Annotated in this window: 19 protein-coding genes; 14 read left to right on the top strand and 5 right to left on the bottom strand. The window is 61.8% G+C overall.

Translation table 11 applies throughout. The features are described from left to right. Window positions 1–25 precede the first annotated feature (25 nt). Window positions 26–247, bottom strand: a complete 222-nt coding sequence (locus tag Q1V60_RS13480) for a YgdI/YgdR family lipoprotein (RefSeq protein WP_300631099.1) — start codon at window positions 245–247, stop codon at window positions 26–28. A gap of 79 nt (window positions 248–326) precedes the next feature. Then, the gene (gene mobA / locus Q1V60_RS13485) at window positions 327–929 is read right to left on the bottom strand and encodes a molybdenum cofactor guanylyltransferase MobA (RefSeq protein ID WP_300631101.1); all 603 of its coding nucleotides are present in this window, start codon (window positions 927–929) and stop codon (window positions 327–329) included. A gap of 76 nt (window positions 930–1,005) precedes the next feature. On the opposite strand from mobA, the gene moaB reads away from it, so the two are divergent. Further along, complete coding sequence (gene moaB, locus Q1V60_RS13490) at window positions 1,006–1,545, top strand: molybdenum cofactor biosynthesis protein B (protein ID WP_056857153.1); 540 nt, start codon at window positions 1,006–1,008, stop codon at window positions 1,543–1,545. Further along, window positions 1,529–2,755: a gephyrin-like molybdotransferase Glp gene (gene glp, locus Q1V60_RS13495; protein ID WP_300631106.1), complete on the top strand. Its 1,227-nt coding sequence runs from the start codon at window positions 1,529–1,531 to the stop codon at window positions 2,753–2,755. Before moaB ends, glp begins: the two co-directional genes overlap by 17 nt. A gap of 162 nt (window positions 2,756–2,917) precedes the next feature. Here the strand turns inward: glp and Q1V60_RS13500 are convergent, their stop codons facing one another. Then, window positions 2,918–3,247 carry an EscU/YscU/HrcU family type III secretion system export apparatus switch protein gene (locus tag Q1V60_RS13500; protein WP_300631108.1) on the bottom strand — a complete coding sequence of 110 codons (330 nt, stop codon included), beginning with the start codon at window positions 3,245–3,247 and terminating at the stop codon, window positions 2,918–2,920. Further along, a complete protein-coding gene (locus tag Q1V60_RS13505; RefSeq protein WP_300631110.1) occupies window positions 3,244–4,821 on the bottom strand; it encodes a flagellar hook-length control protein FliK in 1,578 nt (525 codons plus the stop codon). Before Q1V60_RS13505 ends, Q1V60_RS13500 begins: the two co-directional genes overlap by 4 nt. A gap of 199 nt (window positions 4,822–5,020) precedes the next feature. Between Q1V60_RS13505 and ccmA the strand changes: the two genes are divergently transcribed. The 10 genes from ccmA (at window position 5,021) to Q1V60_RS13555 (ending at window position 12,380) form a co-directional block, all read left to right on the top strand. Next, a complete protein-coding gene (ccmA, locus tag Q1V60_RS13510) occupies window positions 5,021–5,656 on the top strand; it encodes a cytochrome c biogenesis heme-transporting ATPase CcmA (RefSeq protein ID WP_300631112.1) in 636 nt (211 codons plus the stop codon). Then, on the top strand, window positions 5,653–6,321 hold the full coding sequence (gene ccmB, locus Q1V60_RS13515) for a heme exporter protein CcmB (RefSeq protein WP_300631114.1): 669 nt from the start codon (window positions 5,653–5,655) through the stop codon (window positions 6,319–6,321). The genes ccmA and ccmB overlap by 4 nt, the downstream gene beginning before the upstream one ends. Before the next feature lie 84 nt (window positions 6,322–6,405). Continuing rightward, window positions 6,406–7,161: a heme ABC transporter permease gene (locus tag Q1V60_RS13520; protein WP_300631116.1), complete on the top strand. Its 756-nt coding sequence runs from the start codon at window positions 6,406–6,408 to the stop codon at window positions 7,159–7,161. Then, the gene (ccmD, locus tag Q1V60_RS13525) at window positions 7,158–7,334 is read left to right on the top strand and encodes a heme exporter protein CcmD (protein WP_300631118.1); all 177 of its coding nucleotides are present in this window, start codon (window positions 7,158–7,160) and stop codon (window positions 7,332–7,334) included. Before Q1V60_RS13520 ends, ccmD begins: the two co-directional genes overlap by 4 nt. Beyond that, a complete protein-coding gene (gene ccmE / locus Q1V60_RS13530) occupies window positions 7,331–7,798 on the top strand; it encodes a cytochrome c maturation protein CcmE (RefSeq protein ID WP_300631120.1) in 468 nt (155 codons plus the stop codon). Before ccmD ends, ccmE begins: the two co-directional genes overlap by 4 nt. A 3-nt stretch (window positions 7,799–7,801) precedes the next feature. Then, entirely contained in the window at window positions 7,802–9,787 is a 1,986-nt protein-coding gene (locus Q1V60_RS13535; RefSeq protein WP_300631122.1) for a heme lyase CcmF/NrfE family subunit, read from the top strand. Continuing rightward, the gene (locus tag Q1V60_RS13540; protein ID WP_300631124.1) at window positions 9,784–10,320 is read left to right on the top strand and encodes a DsbE family thiol:disulfide interchange protein; all 537 of its coding nucleotides are present in this window, start codon (window positions 9,784–9,786) and stop codon (window positions 10,318–10,320) included. The genes Q1V60_RS13535 and Q1V60_RS13540 overlap by 4 nt, the downstream gene beginning before the upstream one ends. Next, on the top strand, window positions 10,317–10,790 hold the full coding sequence (locus Q1V60_RS13545) for a cytochrome c-type biogenesis protein (RefSeq protein WP_300631126.1): 474 nt from the start codon (window positions 10,317–10,319) through the stop codon (window positions 10,788–10,790). Before Q1V60_RS13540 ends, Q1V60_RS13545 begins: the two co-directional genes overlap by 4 nt. Further along, complete coding sequence (gene ccmI, locus Q1V60_RS13550) at window positions 10,783–11,967, top strand: c-type cytochrome biogenesis protein CcmI (protein ID WP_300631128.1); 1,185 nt, start codon at window positions 10,783–10,785, stop codon at window positions 11,965–11,967. Before Q1V60_RS13545 ends, ccmI begins: the two co-directional genes overlap by 8 nt. A 17-nt stretch (window positions 11,968–11,984) precedes the next feature. After that, complete coding sequence (locus Q1V60_RS13555) at window positions 11,985–12,380, top strand: hypothetical protein (RefSeq protein WP_300631130.1); 396 nt, start codon at window positions 11,985–11,987, stop codon at window positions 12,378–12,380. Between the two features lie 322 nt (window positions 12,381–12,702). Here the strand turns inward: Q1V60_RS13555 and Q1V60_RS13560 are convergent, their stop codons facing one another. Continuing rightward, complete coding sequence (locus Q1V60_RS13560; RefSeq protein ID WP_300631132.1) at window positions 12,703–12,993, bottom strand: DUF3077 domain-containing protein; 291 nt, start codon at window positions 12,991–12,993, stop codon at window positions 12,703–12,705. Window positions 12,994–13,555: 562 nt separating this feature from the next. Here Q1V60_RS13560 and phnN point away from each other — a divergent pair. Both phnN and Q1V60_RS13570 read left to right on the top strand, forming a co-directional pair. Next, complete coding sequence (phnN, locus tag Q1V60_RS13565; RefSeq protein ID WP_300631134.1) at window positions 13,556–14,128, top strand: phosphonate metabolism protein/1,5-bisphosphokinase (PRPP-forming) PhnN; 573 nt, start codon at window positions 13,556–13,558, stop codon at window positions 14,126–14,128. Window positions 14,129–14,607: 479 nt separating this feature from the next. After that, on the top strand, window positions 14,608–15,321 hold a 714-nt coding region (locus Q1V60_RS13570; protein ID WP_300631136.1), incomplete at its 3' end, for a M57 family metalloprotease.

The following is a 15,321-nucleotide window of genomic DNA, read 5'->3' on the forward strand; positions in this document are numbered from 1 at the left end:
GCGGGCCTTGTGTGCAAGCGGTGGCTTACAGGTCTTTGACGGTACGAACCTGATCTTTGTTGATACGGGTGTGCTTGCCGTCAAGCTGCTGGAATTCGTAGAAACCCGAATCCTCATCGTATTTCGGGGTGTCGACGGCCTGGATTTCGCGACCGTCATTCAGGGTGATCACTGTAGGCGAGGCGCAACCGGCGAGGGTGGCGAGGCCCAGTGCAAGCATGAGAGCGGCGATGGTCCGTTGAGTCATGAGTTTGTCTCCGAGAAAATACTTTTAAAATGCTGACCTTGTGACGTGTGCAACGTCGGCAAAGTTCCTTTTGCAAGACTCATTCTGACACGCCAGGCCTTGGGTGCAACAGGTCCGGTGTATTGAGGTTGGCCAGGCGTGGGTCATCCGCAGGGCATTCCAGGCCCACGGCCCCCAGCTGCAGCAGGATTTTACGCGGGCTGCGTTCGCCCGCTTGCCAGGCCCGTTCCGCTTGGTCTTTCAGGGCGGTGGGGATGATGCAGAGCAAGGGTTCCCAAAATTCGCCATGACGTACCATCACCGGAACCTGTGGGTTGCGTTGCGCTAACCCATGCAAATCGGCCAGCAATCGCGCATCGATCTGCGGAACATCGCAGGGCAAGACCAACAGATGCTCGTGGCGTGCGGCGAACAGTCCCGCGCGTATGCCGGCCAGTGGCCCGGGAAAATCCGGGCTGTCGTCGCTCACCAGTTGGTCGGCATAAGGTGCATACCGTTCATGGTTGCGGTTACACGAGATGATCAGGTCGTCCGTGAGCGGCCGCACCAAGTGTTGCAGGTGCGCAATCAAGGGTTGCCCGCGCCATTGCAGCAGCCCTTTGTCCTGGCCACCCATGCGCTGGCCACGACCACCGGCCAACAACAAAATCGAGCAAGGCAGGCGTGAAGATTCAAGAGGCATAGTGGTTCCGCAGCGGCACGTAAACAGGGGCCTGTGATATAACACCGGGCTGTTCCTTCGACAACCGGACCGTGCCATGAAAGCCAAGGCTGATGCGCCCTTCGTACCTCTGAATATCGCTGTGTTGACCGTCAGCGACACCCGTACCCTGGACACCGACACGTCGGGCCAGGTCTTCGTCGACCGCCTGACTGCCGCCGGCCACAACCTGGCCGAACGTGTGCTGCTCAAGGACGATCTCTACAAAATTCGCGCCCAGGTCGCTCATTGGATCGCCGAGGATGTGGTTCAGGTCGTGCTGATCACCGGCGGCACCGGCTTCACCGGCCGCGACAGCACGCCCGAGGCGGTGAGTTGCCTGTTGGACAAGCAGGTCGATGGGTTTGGCGAACTGTTCCGCCAGATATCCGTAGCCGATATCGGCACTTCCACGGTTCAATCCCGCGCCCTGGCCGGCCTGGCCAATGGCACGCTGGTGTGCTGCCTGCCGGGCTCCACCAATGCCGTGCGTACCGGTTGGGACGGCATCCTGGCGGAACAGTTGGACAACCGTCACCGGCCGTGCAATTTCGTACCCCACCTGAAGCAGGCCGAGCCCTGTGAATCCCGTGGATAAGCCCGGCAAGACCGGCGCCTTGATGCCGGTGGAAACAGCCTTGCAGCGTTTGCTGGAAATGGCCGACGCCGCGCCGATCCGGGCGCGCGACGTCGTGCCACTGGCCGAATGCGATGGCCGTGTATTGGCACAAGAGCTGGTCTCCACCCTCGACCTGCCGCCCTGGCCCAACAGTGCCATGGACGGCTACGCCCTGCGCGTGGCGGACTGGGCCGGCAAGCCCTTGCCGGTCAGCCAACGTATTTTCGCCGGCATTGCGCCTGAGCCGCTGGTGCCCGGCACCTGTGCGCGCATCTTTACTGGCGCGCCGGTGCCCCAAGGCGCCGACTGCGTGGAAATGCAGGAAAACGCGGTCATTCACATTGATGAGCGCGTGAGTTTCAGCGAGCCGTTGCGCGCGGGCCAGAATATCCGCCCTCAAGGCCAGGAAACCACGGTCGGCGAGTTGGTGTTGTCCGCGGGCACGCGTCTGGGTCCCATCGAGTTGGGCCTGGCCGCCTCCCTCGGCCAGGACTGCTTGCCCGTGGTGCGCCGTGTGCGGGTGGCGGTGCTGTCGACCGGTGATGAACTGATCGAGCCTGGATTGCCACTGGGGCCGGGCCAGATCTACAACAGCAACCGCCGCGTGCTGTGCAGTTGGCTGACGCGAATGGGCTGTGAAGTGATCGATGCCGGCATCCTGCCGGACGACCTGGAACAGACCCGCACGCGGTTGGCCGATCTGGGCGGCGTCGACTTGATCCTGTCCACAGGCGGCGTGTCGGTGGGCGAGGCGGATTTCCTGGGCATTGCCCTGCGTGAAGAGGGTGAGCTGGCGCTGTGGAAACTGGCGATCAAACCGGGCAAGCCGCTGACCTTCGGGCATTTTCGTGGTGTGCCGGTGATCGGCTTGCCCGGTAACCCCGCGTCGACCCTGGTGACGTTCGCGTTGTTGGCTCGGCCTTACTTGCTGCGTCGTCAAGGTGTGGAGGATGTGCAACCACTGCGCTTCGAAGTGCCGGCCGGGTTCGTCTGGGCCAGGCCCGGTAACCGTCGCGAGTACCTGCGCGGGCGCATCGAGCAGGGCAAGGCGATCATCTACCACAACCAGAGCTCCGGCGTGCTGCGCAGCGCGGCGTGGGCTGAAGGGTTTGTAGAAGTGCTGGAAGGGACCACCTTGGCCGTCGGCGACCGGGTCACTTTCATTCCCTTGAGCGAAGTCCTGAACTGACCGTTCTAAAAACGGTGGGAACTGGCTAGCTGCGATAGCCACAGGTATCTACACAAGATTGGGGTGTAACACTGACCTGTGGCGAGGGAGCTTGCTCCCGCTGCGGCCGGGCGGCCCACCCATAGCTAACGGATGCCCCGCGCCCTCATGTGCCTGTGAGCATCAGTAATCGTCACCGCGCTCAGTCACATCCCGCTCAACCGGCCCCGCATCGGGGTCATAGCCCACCGGGAACTTGCCTTTCAATGTCCAGGCAAACGCGATGATTTCGGCGATGGTGCGGTACAGCTCCTCTGGAATACTGTCTCCCAGTTCCATACGCGCCAGCAGCTTCACCAGCTCGGCGTTTTCATAGATGGGCACTTCATTTTCCCGCGCCAGCTTGAGGATGGCCTCAGCCAGGGCCTCGTCGCCCTTGGCGGTCAGGGTGGGCGCTTGTTGGCCGTCGTACTTGAGGGCAATCGCCTGGCGGGGAGGGGTTGCGTTCTTCATGCGGTTTCATCCACCCAGCGTTGTTCCAGTCCGGTTTTTGGCCCGCGCGGCGGGGTGCCGAGGTGGCAATTCAGGTCGCCGACGTCGAGCCCTGACGCAACCAGGCGCTCGCGCAGGCTGCCCAAGTGGTTTTCGATCAGGCTGGCGGTGAAGGCGCGGGTCGCCCACAACTGGCTGGAGAGTTTGCCCTGTGTCAGCTGTGCCTGTACCTGCAACGGCCCCAAAGGCTCCATATCGAACGCCAGCTCCACGCGCCAAAGCATGTGCTTGGGGTCTTTGCGGTCTTTGCGTTCGGGCTGCTCCTTGTCCGGCGCCGGCTCCTCGCGCTGGAACTTCACCTGCAGCGGTACGATGTCCTGCAGGTTGCGCATGGGGATTTCCAGTTGCCAGGTGGTTTGCAGGCGACCGTCGGCGGTAGTGCCGGTTTGTTCCAGGCTCGACAGCTGATGGCTCTGTAATCGAGCGATCGCCCCGGCGGCCAGGCGCAGGAGGTTTTCCAGGTCGCCTTCGCCTTCCAGTTTGGCCATGAGCCGCTCGGGCAGCGGGAAGCTCGCGGGCGTCTGACGCGCACCGACCTGGCCGAGGGTGCCTAACGGGCTGCGCACGAAGTTCGGCAACACCTGGGCCAGCGTATTGGCGGCAAGGATGGCATTCAGGTTGGTGCTGGCGGGCAGGGCGGGCAGCAGGTCCGCGACCAGGCGCAACAGCGCTCCCTTCATGTCCAGCGGTGGTATTTGCGGGTTCTGCCCGGCGAGTAACTTGGCTTCCAGAAATGCCCCGCTGTTCTGCACCAGCTGCGACAACACCTTGGGGTTGCTGACTTGCGCCAGGTCGGGCAAAGCCGCCAGTAAACGCTCGGCCGCCGCACGCAGGTCGGCGGAGGTGCTGTCGCCACGCGGCAGGTTTTGCAAAGCGCTGAACACCGCGTCCAGCGAACCTTGGCGACTTTGCTGGGTCGAGAGTTGCTGCGCGACGGCCAATTGGTCCTTCAGCCCGCTCAACGGCACAAAGCTCAGCGTTTGCGTGTCCTGCACCACCGCGCTGAGCAAGCTGCCAACCCTTAACGGTTGAGGGCTTTCCACGGTGAGGGTCGCGCTGACCATGGCGGTATTGAGCACGCTCACCAGCGAGCGATAGACCGCCGGCTGCGCGGTGCCCTGAGGCAGCATCTGGGTGGTCAGTACCTTGGCTTGCAGCAGCGTGCCCACCGGCATTTGTGTGGTGTCGATGCGGGTGAGGGCAGCGACATTGGCACTCAACGCCTGCTGCAGCGAGAGGGTCAGGTTACCCGCCGGCGTCTGGCCCACGGCCACGTTGCTGCCCAACGGCAACGGCTGGGCGCTGCTGGCTTGCACCAGCGTCTGGCGGCCGCCATCGAGCGTCAATTTCAACAGTAGTTGAAACGCTTCGCCGCCTTGTTTAAGCGCGATCACCTCGGCGTTTACGGTTTTTCCGGGCGCGATCAACCCGGTCTGCGGCTCCAGCAGCTTGAGCAGCTCACCGGCCGCCTGCACCGGGGCAGGGCCCGGCGTCGCGGTTGCAGGCAGGGTAGGAAGGTTGATCTCACCGGTCATCGTGCGTGTCGTCTCTGGGGAAATTGCCCTCTTTAGAGTAGGGCATCGCATGTATAATGCCGCCCGTCTGCAAAGAGAGCGTTAAAAACCTCACAACTATTTGATCCAGCTCTCTAAAATCGGTCGCCAAAGCCGTTATTGTGCATTTCTTTATAACGGCCGCTGCACCGCCGACTTGAACCGTAAAGGCCCGCGATCTTTGACCAGCCCTCTTCTTGAAGCCGTAGCGCTCTCCTGTGAACGCGACCTGCGCCTGCTGTTCGAGCACCTCGACCTGCGCCTGGCGGGCGGCGACATGGTGCAGGTCAGCGGCCCCAACGGCAGCGGCAAGACCAGCCTGTTGCGCTTGCTGGCCGGGCTGATGCAGCCGACAGCCGGGGTGGTGCGCCTCAACGGCAAGCCCCTCGCCGAGCAACGCACGGAACTGGCGCGCAGCCTCGTGTGGATCGGCCACGCCGCCGGTATCAAGGACGTGCTCACCGCAGAAGAAAACCTCAGCTGGCTCAGCGCGCTGCATCACCGCGCCAGTCGCGACGCTATTTGGCAGGCCCTGGCCGCCGTGGGCCTGAAGGGGTTTGAAGACGTTCCCTGTCACACCCTGTCCGCCGGCCAACAGCGCCGCGTGGCCCTGGCGCGTTTGTACCTGCCGGGCCCGCCGTTGTGGATTCTCGACGAACCCTTTACCGCGCTCGATAAACACGGTGTCGCCCAGCTTGAAGAGCACTTGGCGATGCACTGTGAGCAGGGCGGTACGGTGCTGCTCACCACCCACCACACCCTGACGCGCCTGCCCGCGGGTTACCGCGAGCTGGACCTGGGACGGTGGGCGGCATGAGCGTATTCGCCCTGTTGGTCGCCCGCGAAGCACGGCTGTTGTGCCGTCGCCCGGCAGAACTGGCCAACCCGTTGGTGTTCTTTGCCATCGTGATTGCCTTGTTCCCCTTGGCGGTCGGTCCCGAGACTAAACTGTTGCAAACCTTGTCTCCGGGACTGGTGTGGGTAGCGGCGCTTTTATCCGTGCTGCTCTCGCTGGACGGGTTGTTTCGCAGTGATTTCGAAGACGGTTCCCTGGAACAGTGGGTCCTTTCGTCGCACCCTTTGCCACTTCTGGTGCTGGCCAAAGTGCTGGCACACTGGGCTTTTTCCGGCCTCGCGCTAGTCTTGCTTTCACCGCTGCTGGCGCTGATGCTGGGCTTGCCCATCGAATGCTTGCCGGTGTTGCTCCTGTCCTTGTTGCTCGGTACGCCGGTGCTCAGCCTGTTGGGGGCGGTGGGCGCAGCGTTGACCGTCGGTTTGAAGCGCGGTGGCCTGTTACTGGCCCTGCTGATTCTGCCTTTGTATATCCCGGTTTTGATCCTCGGCAGCGGCGCTTTGCAGGCTGCGCTGATGGGTATGCCGGTGACCGGTTACCTCCTGTGGCTTGGCAGCCTGGCCGCCCTGGCGGTAACCCTGACACCCTTTGCCATAGCGGCCGGCCTGAAAATCAGCGTCGGTGAATAATGAGGTCTGGTCAGGCTTAACACGCTTGGCCAGTAAAGACCCTACGCTTCTTGCCGCGACAAGAAGCAACCGTGAGAAACAGCAATGAACTGGACCTGGTTTCACAAGCTCGGCTCGCCCAAATGGTTTTATGGCATCAGCGGCAAGCTGCTGCCGTGGTTGAGCGTCGCCGCCGTATTGCTGATCGGCATCGGCCTGGTCTGGGGCCTGGCCTTCGCGCCGCCGGACTATCAGCAAGGCAACAGCTTTCGCATCATCTATATCCACGTGCCCGCCGCCATGCTGGCGCAGTCCTGCTACGTGATGCTGGCGGTGTGCGGCATCGTCGGGCTGGTCTGGAAGATGAAACTTGCCGACGTGGCCCTGCAATGCGCCGCGCCCATCGGTGCGTGGATGACCGCCGTGGCGCTGGTCACCGGCGCGATCTGGGGCAAACCCACCTGGGGTTCGTGGTGGGCGTGGGATGCGCGACTCACCTCCATGTTGATCCTGCTGTTCCTGTACTTCGGCCTGATCGCCCTGGGCAATGCGATCAGCAATCGTGACAGCGCCGCCAAGGCCTGCGCGGTGCTGGCGATTGTCGGCGTGATCAACATCCCGATCATCAAATACTCAGTGCAGTGGTGGAACACCCTGCACCAGGGCGCCACCTTCACCCTCACTGAAAAGCCGGCGATGCCGGTGCAAATGTGGGCGCCGTTGCTGCTGATGGTGCTGGGCTTCTACTGCTTCTTCGGCGCCGTGCTGGTGCTGCGCATGCGCCTTGAAGTGCTCAAGCGTGAAGCGCGGGCCAGTTGGGTCAAGGCCGAAATTCAAGCCAGCCTGGGAGCGCACGCATGAGTTTTGCGTCATTCAGCGATTTTCTCGCCATGGGCCGCCACGGCCTGTATGTCTGGACAGCCTATGGCATCTGCCTGACGGTGCTGGCCCTCAACGTCGCCGTGCCGCTCCTGGCGCGCAAGCGTTACCTGCAACAAGAGGCGCGTCGTCTGCGCCGGGAGACCGATAAGTGAATCCGTTGCGCAGAAAACGTCTGTTGATCATCCTTGCCATCCTGGCCGGCGTCGGCCTCGCCGTGGGCCTGGCCTTGAGTGCCCTGCAGCAGAACATCAACCTGTTCTACACCCCGACCCAGATCGCCAATGGCGAAGCGCCTGTCGATACGCGGATTCGCGCCGGCGGCATGGTGGAGAAGGGCTCCTTGAAGCGTTCCGGCGACTCTCTGGACGTGAGCTTCGTCGTCACCGACTTCAGCAAATCCGTAACTATCACCTACCGTGGCATTCTCCCGGACCTGTTCCGCGAAGGCCAGGGCATCGTCGCCCTGGGCAAACTCAACGCCAATGGCGTGGTGGTGGCCGATGAAGTGCTGGCCAAGCACGATGAAAAATACATGCCGCCGGAAGTCACCAAAGCGTTGAAAGACAGCGGCCAACCCGCGCCTGGCGCAATTTCAACGCCTGCCAAGGAGGGCTAAGCGATGACGTCTGCACTGTTTATTCCAGAGCTGGGCCAGTTGGCGATGATCCTCGCCCTGTGCTTCGCTATCGTCCAGGCCGTGGTGCCCTTGCTCGGTGCCTGGCGCGGCGACCGCCTGTGGATGAGCCTGGCGCAGCCGGCCGCGTGGGGCCAGTTCGCGTTCCTGCTGTTCGCCTTCGGTTGCCTGACCTACGCCTTCATGACCGACGACTTTTCCGTCGCCTACGTCGCCAACAACTCCAACAGCGCGCTGCCCTGGTACTACAAGTTCAGCGCCGTGTGGGGCGCCCACGAAGGGTCGTTGCTGTTGTGGGCGTTGATCCTCGGCGGCTGGACCTTCGCCGTGTCGGTGTTCTCGCGCCAGTTGCCACAAGTGATGCTGGCGCGGGTGCTGGCGGTGATGGGCATGATCAGCATCGGTTTCCTGCTGTTCCTGATCATGACGTCGAACCCGTTCAGCCGCATCCTGCCGCAAATCCCCGTAGACGGGCATGACCTCAACCCACTGCTGCAAGACATCGGCCTGATCGTGCACCCGCCGATGCTGTACATGGGTTACGTCGGCTTCTCCGTGGCCTTCGCCTTCGCTATCGCCGCTTTGCTCGGTGGGCGCCTCGACGCGGCCTGGGCGCGCTGGTCGCGACCATGGACCATCGTCGCCTGGGCCTTCCTGGGTATCGGCATCACGCTGGGTTCGTGGTGGGCCTACTACGAACTCGGCTGGGGCGGCTGGTGGTTCTGGGACCCGGTGGAAAACGCTTCCTTCATGCCGTGGCTGGTCGGCACCGCGCTGATTCACTCGCTGGCCGTCACCGAAAAACGTGGCGTGTTCAAGAGCTGGACCGTGCTGCTGGCCATCGCGGCATTTTCCCTCAGCCTGCTCGGTACGTTCCTCGTGCGCTCGGGCGTGCTGACGTCGGTGCATGCGTTTGCTTCGGACCCTGCGCGCGGCGTGTTCATCCTGATCTTCCTGCTGTTTGTGGTCGGTGGTTCGCTCACGCTGTTCGCCCTGCGCGCGCCGGTGGTCAAGAGCCAGGTCGGGTTTAACCTGTGGTCGCGGGAAACCTTGCTGCTCGGTAACAACCTGGTACTGGTGGTGGCCGCGTCGATGATCCTGCTCGGCACCCTGTACCCCTTGGTGCTGGACGCCCTGAGCGGTGCCAAGCTGTCCGTCGGCCCGCCGTACTTCAACGCATTGTTCATTCCGTTGATGGGCCTGTTGATGGTGGTGATGGGCATCGGTGTGCTGGTGCGCTGGAAAGACACCCCGGTGAAATGGCTGGCCGGCATGCTGATGCCGGTGTTGCTGGGCAGTGTGGCCCTGGCCGTGATCGCCGGGGTTGCCTACGGCGACTTCAACTGGGCGGTGCTCGCCACCTTCCTGCTCGCTGGCTGGGTGTTGCTGGCCGGCGTGCGTGACATCGCCGACAAGACCCGCCACAAAGGCCTGATCAAAGGCCTGCCGACATTGACCCGCAGCTACTGGGGCATGCAGGTCGCCCATATCGGCATCGCCATTTGCGCCTTGGGCGTGGTGCTCTCGAGCCAGAACAGCGCCGAGCGCGACCTGCGCCTGGCCCCCGGCGAGTCCATGGACCTGGGCGGTTATCAGTTTATCTTCGAAGGGGCCAGGCACTTTGAAGGCCCCAACTTTACCTCCGACAAAGGCACCGTACGCGTGGTGCGCAACGGTAAGGAAATCGCCGTGCTGCACCCGGAAAAACGCTTGTACACCGTGCAAAGCTCGATGATGACCGAAGCCGGCATCGACGCAGGTTTCACCCGTGATCTCTACGTGGCCCTCGGTGAACCACTGGGCGACGGCGCCTGGGCGGTGCGCGTGCATGTGAAACCGTTCGTGCGCTGGATCTGGTTTGGCGGTTTGTTGACAGGCTTCGGTGGTTTGCTCGCAGCGCTGGACCGCCGGTATCGGGTCAAGGTCAAGAGCCGGGTGCGTGAAGCCCTCGGCATGGGAGCGGCAGTATGAAGCGTTGGTTGATGGTATTGCCGCTGGCAGCGTTCCTGGTGGTGGCGGTGTTCCTCTATCGCGGCTTGTACCTGGACCCGGCCGAGTTGCCGTCGGCCATGATCGGCAAGCCGTTCCCGGAATTTTCGCTGCCCAACGTGCAGGGCGACAGAGCCCTGACGCGCGCCGACTTGCTGGGCAAACCGGCGCTGGTCAACGTGTGGGGCACCTGGTGCATCTCCTGCCGCGTCGAACACCCGGTACTGAACAAATTAGCCGAGAAAGGGGTGGTGATCTACGGCATCAACTACAAGGACGACAATGCAGCAGCCTTGAAGTGGTTGGCCGAATTCCACAACCCCTACCAACTGGATATTCGCGACGAGGACGGCAATCTCGGCCTGAACCTTGGCGTGTACGGCGCTCCTGAAACCTTCTTCATCGATGCCAAGGGCGTGATCCGTGACAAGTACGTGGGCGTGATCGACGAAGGGGTGTGGCGCGAGCAATTGGCGGCCAAATACCAGGCCCTGGTCGATGAGGCCAAGCCATGAAGCGCCTGTTAGCTGCGGCGGTCCTGACACTGGGGCTGGCCGGGGTGGCCCACGCCGCCATCGACACCTATGAATTTGCCAACGACGGTGACCGCGAGCGTTTTCGCGAGCTGACCAAGGAACTGCGCTGCCCCAAATGCCAGAACCAGGACATCGCCGACTCCAACGCGCCCATCGCCGCCGACTTGCGCAAGGAAATCTTCCGCATGCTGGGGGAGGGCAAGGACAACCAGCAGATCATCGACTTCATGGTCGACCGCTACGGTGATTTCGTGCGCTACAAACCGGCCCTTACCGGCAAGACCGCGCTGCTCTGGTTCGGCCCCGCCGGGCTGTTGCTGGCTGGCGTGGTGGTCATGGCCGTGATTGTGCGCCGCCGCCGCGCCGCGCCCGCCGATGGCTCCGACGAGCTGTCCCCTGAAGAGCGTAAACGCCTCGCCCAATTGCTGGACACCAAGACTGATGATTGATTTCTGGCTCGCAGCCGGCCTGCTGCTGTTGATTGCCCTGAGTTTCCTGTTGATCCCTGTGCTGCGTGGCCGTCGTGCCCAGCGTGAAGAGGATCGCACCGCGCTGAACGTGGCGCTGTACCAGGAACGCGTCGCCGAACTGCAAGTGCAGCAGGACGAAGGCGTACTGAATGCCGCGCAACTCGACACCGGCCGCGCCGAAGCGGCGCGTGAGTTGCTGGCCGATACCGAGGGCGTGGAAAAGCCCCGCGAATCACGCCTGGGTAAACCGCTGCCACTGCTCGCCGCCGTGCTGGTCCCGGTGCTGGGCCTTGGCCTGTATCTGCACTTCGGCGCCAGCGACAAAGTCGAACTGACCCGCGAATTCTCCCAGCCACCGGTGTCCATGCAAGACATGACCCGGCGCCTGGAACGCGCCGCCGCGGCCCAGCCGGATTCGGCCGAAGGTCTGTACTTTCTCGGTCGTGCGTATATGGCGCAGGACCGTCCCTTGGATGCCGCCAGGGTCTTCGAACGCACCGTGGCCCTGGCCGGTCGCCAGCCCGAGCTGCTCGGCCAGTGGGCCCAGGCGCAGTATTTTGCCGACAACAAACAGTGGTCACCCAAGATTCAGGCGCTGACCGACGAAGCCTTGAAGCTCGATCCAAAGGAAGTCACCAGCCTCGGCCTGCTCGGTATCGCCGCATTCGAAGGCCAGCGCTACCAGGAGGCTATCGATTACTGGAATCGTCTGCTGGCGCAACTGCCACCCGAAGACAATTCCCGTGTTGCGCTGCAAGGCGGTATTGATCGTGCTGCGGAAAAGCTCAAAGAAAGCGGCGGCACTGTCGCGCAAAAGGCCGTGCTGAAAGTGCGCGTGGACCTGTCTGCCGAGGTCAAAGCCAAGGCCCTGCCAGGCGACAGCGTGTTCATCTTTGCCCGCGCCGTCGGCGGCCCGCCTGCACCGCTCGCGGCCAAGCGCGTCACGGTTGCCGAACTGCCGGTCACCGTTGAACTGGGTGATGCCGACGCGATGATGCCGCAGTTGAAACTGTCCAACTTCCCTGAAGTCCAACTGGTTGCGCGCATATCCCGGGCAGGTCTTCCGACCACCGGCGAGTGGATCGGCCGCAGCCAACCCCTGGCCAGCAGCACCACTGCGCTGCAGCAACTGACCATCGACAGTCCGGATAAGTAATTCGAGGAAAAACGCCCATGACCGCATTTGCACGTATGACCCTGCTCAGCCTCGTATTAGGCCTGAGTGCCTGTGCGGTCCACCGGCCACCTCCAGGGCCCACCGGCCCGACCATCCCACCGTCGGGCCCGTCGACCCAGCCCAGCACCAAACCCTCCGGCCCGGTCACCCCGCCGCCAAAGCCGCTGCCGAGCAAATCGCCGACCTTCGCCCCACCACCAGGCGCCGCCAGCCACTGGGACGGCAAGATGCAGGTTTACGTGCTCGACGACCAGCCCGACACCTTCTACCGCCAGCGCACCTATTACCGCTGGAGCAACGGCTGGAGCCGCTCCATCAGCCCCAATGGGCCATGGGAAGAAACCAACGTGCAGGGCGTACCGCCTGGGTTGAGCAAGCAGTACGCGCAATGACAAAAGGCGACCCGAGGGTCGCCTTTTTAATGGCCTTGGTTAATGGCCTTGAAATGTATTCCCAAAACACTGGAGATCAAATGAGGGAGCGGGCTTGTTCGCGAATGCGGTGAATCATTCCGAGCATCTTTGGCTGACACGCCGCATTCGCGAGCAAGCCCGCTCCCACAGGGGATCACCGCATTATCAGACGACAGGGCACGGCCGAATCACCGCATTATCAGGCGACAGGGCACTGCCGGTTCACCGCATTATCAGGCGCCAGGGCACGGCCGGTTCACCGCCTTATCAGACGACAGGGCACGGCCGGTTCAACGCCTTATCAGGCGACAGGGCACTGCCGGTTCAACGCTTCATCCACCAACAGGTGCGCAATTTCCATCATCTGCACGACCGCCAGCACCTGCTTGCGGCCTGTGCCATCCAGATGCTCGGCGCAGTCGTACGCACAGACAGTGGCCGATTCCAGCATCTCGCTGGCATTGCTCAACGCCGCTTCGGCACTGAGGCCGGAGCGGAAAGTGAAGATGAGGTTGGGCGGGGTTTGTGAGATGTCATCCGAGCCGGGTGATGGGGGATTTGGCGTAATTTTTTTCGTGCGGTCAATCTCCATTCAGTTGGAGCTCACCACATCCGCGACCAAGCAGAAGGGTGGCGAACTGTACGCAGGATGGTCGACCAGAGAATGGAAACCCGCCAGGGCCCTAAGCCCTCCCGCGCACAGCTCGCCATAACGCGAACACAACAATGCCGCTTGCGCGGCGCGGTGCGCCATTCTGACCCAGGCGACCAAGCCTGATCGCTGATGAGCAGCGACTGCGAGGGGCTAACGGTGCCTTATAACAACTGCCAACCACGCAGGTCGTAGGAAGTTCCTGTCTGGAACCCGCATTGCGCCGCATGACCCGTGGCGAGGGAGCTTGCTCCCGCTGGGCTGCGCAGCAGTCCCAATTCAGTCACCCTCGGTTGACCTGAAGGGCCGCGCCAGCCGGTTGTGGGGCCTCTTCGCAGCCCAGCGGGCAGCGCATCCATCTACATCTGTCATGGCCCACGCTTTACCGGTAAGGTGACCCCCGCCGGCCTGGCTGCCGAGTGATCGCTGGATATACTTTGTTTTACCGGCATACGGGCACAGTGGGCCAACAAGTGCGAAAACAAGCAAAGAGAGTGGTGTGATGGCAGGCAGGTTGATCTATCTCATCGGGCCATCGGGTTCGGGCAAGGACAGCCTGCTGGACGCCGCACGTCCACGGCTGAGCGAACGTGGCTGCCGAATTGTGCGCCGCGTTATCACGCGTTCGCCGGAGGCGGTGGGCGAAGCGGCCCAAGGCGTGAGCCCGGCGCAGTTCGCGGCGATGCAGGCGCAAGGCGCATTTGCCCTCAGTTGGCAGGCTAACGGGTTGTCCTACGGCATCCCGAAACAGATTGACGAGTGGCTGGCGGCCGGGGAAGACGTGCTGGTCAATGGCTCCCGCGCCCACTTGGCACAGACCCGTGAGCGTTACCCGACGTTGCTGGTGCTATTGCTGACGGTGGATCAAGCAGTGTTGCGCCAGCGTTTGATCGCACGCGCACGTGAGTCGTTGGCGGACATCGAAGAGCGCCTGGCGCGCAACGCGCGGTTCACCGCCGAGCTCATTAGCGGTAATGGCGCGGGGTTGTTCGTGCTGGATAACTCCGGCCCGTTGGAGCATACCGTCGAGCGCCTGCTGTGCTGTCTGGACCACGGGCACTCGGTACGCGCCTGACACTGCCGGGCAAAGTCATGCGCAGCGTGTCACGGTGTATGGCTGCGAGCATGTTGGGGCGTCGTCGCGAGTGACTCAACATATGCCGCGGTAGGTTGGGACAAACACATCGTGTAGGGCTTGGTCATGTTTGAGATCAGATAAAAGCCACAGCGTTGAGCTTTTTTTTTCTTGCGTGTTTGACTGAGTTTCTTGATGTTTTGAAGTAATATCTTGATCGAATGAAGTTAAGTGTTTGCGCGGTTTTTCTTTTTTACTGTCAAGCGCTTATGGCCGTTGATATGTGCGGATATGTCGAGTTAAATCTAACGTGTACGAATTTTTTGCTGTTGTGTTTATAGCGTTTTATAGCAAAGAAATAGCGATGGTGAAGATGTTCTCAATATGGGATTTTTATCGGGCTGACAACGGATAAGTCGGTATCGGTAATTCATATGCATGGACGGGTCACTTTTCACTGTTCAGAGTATCAATGCACCATGCACATCCCTATACAACATTCTTCCCGCGCGCATTTCCCGGACAACCCACACGCTGGATTATCACCCGTTGATAACGAGGTTCTTCAATGGGCGAATAATAAAAAGTCGTTCACTACGGACCAGGCGGCGAAGCACATTACGCGGACCGGCTCCCAGTTTCATGATCTTAATAACGATGGAAAAATTGTCGTTGGTTTTAATTTTTCCGGAGGTTTTAATGCGGCTCAGAAAGAGCGAGCCAGGCAAGCGCTGCAATACTGGGCGGATGTTGCCAACATCGAATTTGTTGAAAATGGCTCAAACACTGATGGCACGATCAGTATCAGGGGAACGTCTGGAATGTCAGGCTGGGCGGGGCTGCCGAACAAGTATTTCTCGAACGTCCAGGCCAATATAGGCACAAGTGGTGCGCAAACCCCGGCGATGGGCAGCCACTTCCTGGGTTTGTTGATCCATGAATTGGGGCATACCCTGGGGCTGAGTCATCCGGGCGCATACGATGGCGGGGGCTTCAATTACGACCGGTCTGCTGAATATGCGCAGGACACCAAAGCTCGCAGTGTCATGAGTTATTGGGAAGAAACCCGTCTGCCGGGGCACTTCTTTGGCTGGCGCAGTCCTGCGGCTCCGATGATGGACGATTTTGCGGCTGCCCAGAGTCTCTTTGGGGCAAATACGATAACCCGTAATACCGATACTACCTATGGCTTT

This window comes from Pseudomonas sp. (genome assembly GCF_030147005.1).
Classification (GTDB): Bacteria; Pseudomonadota; Gammaproteobacteria; order Pseudomonadales; family Pseudomonadaceae; genus Aquipseudomonas.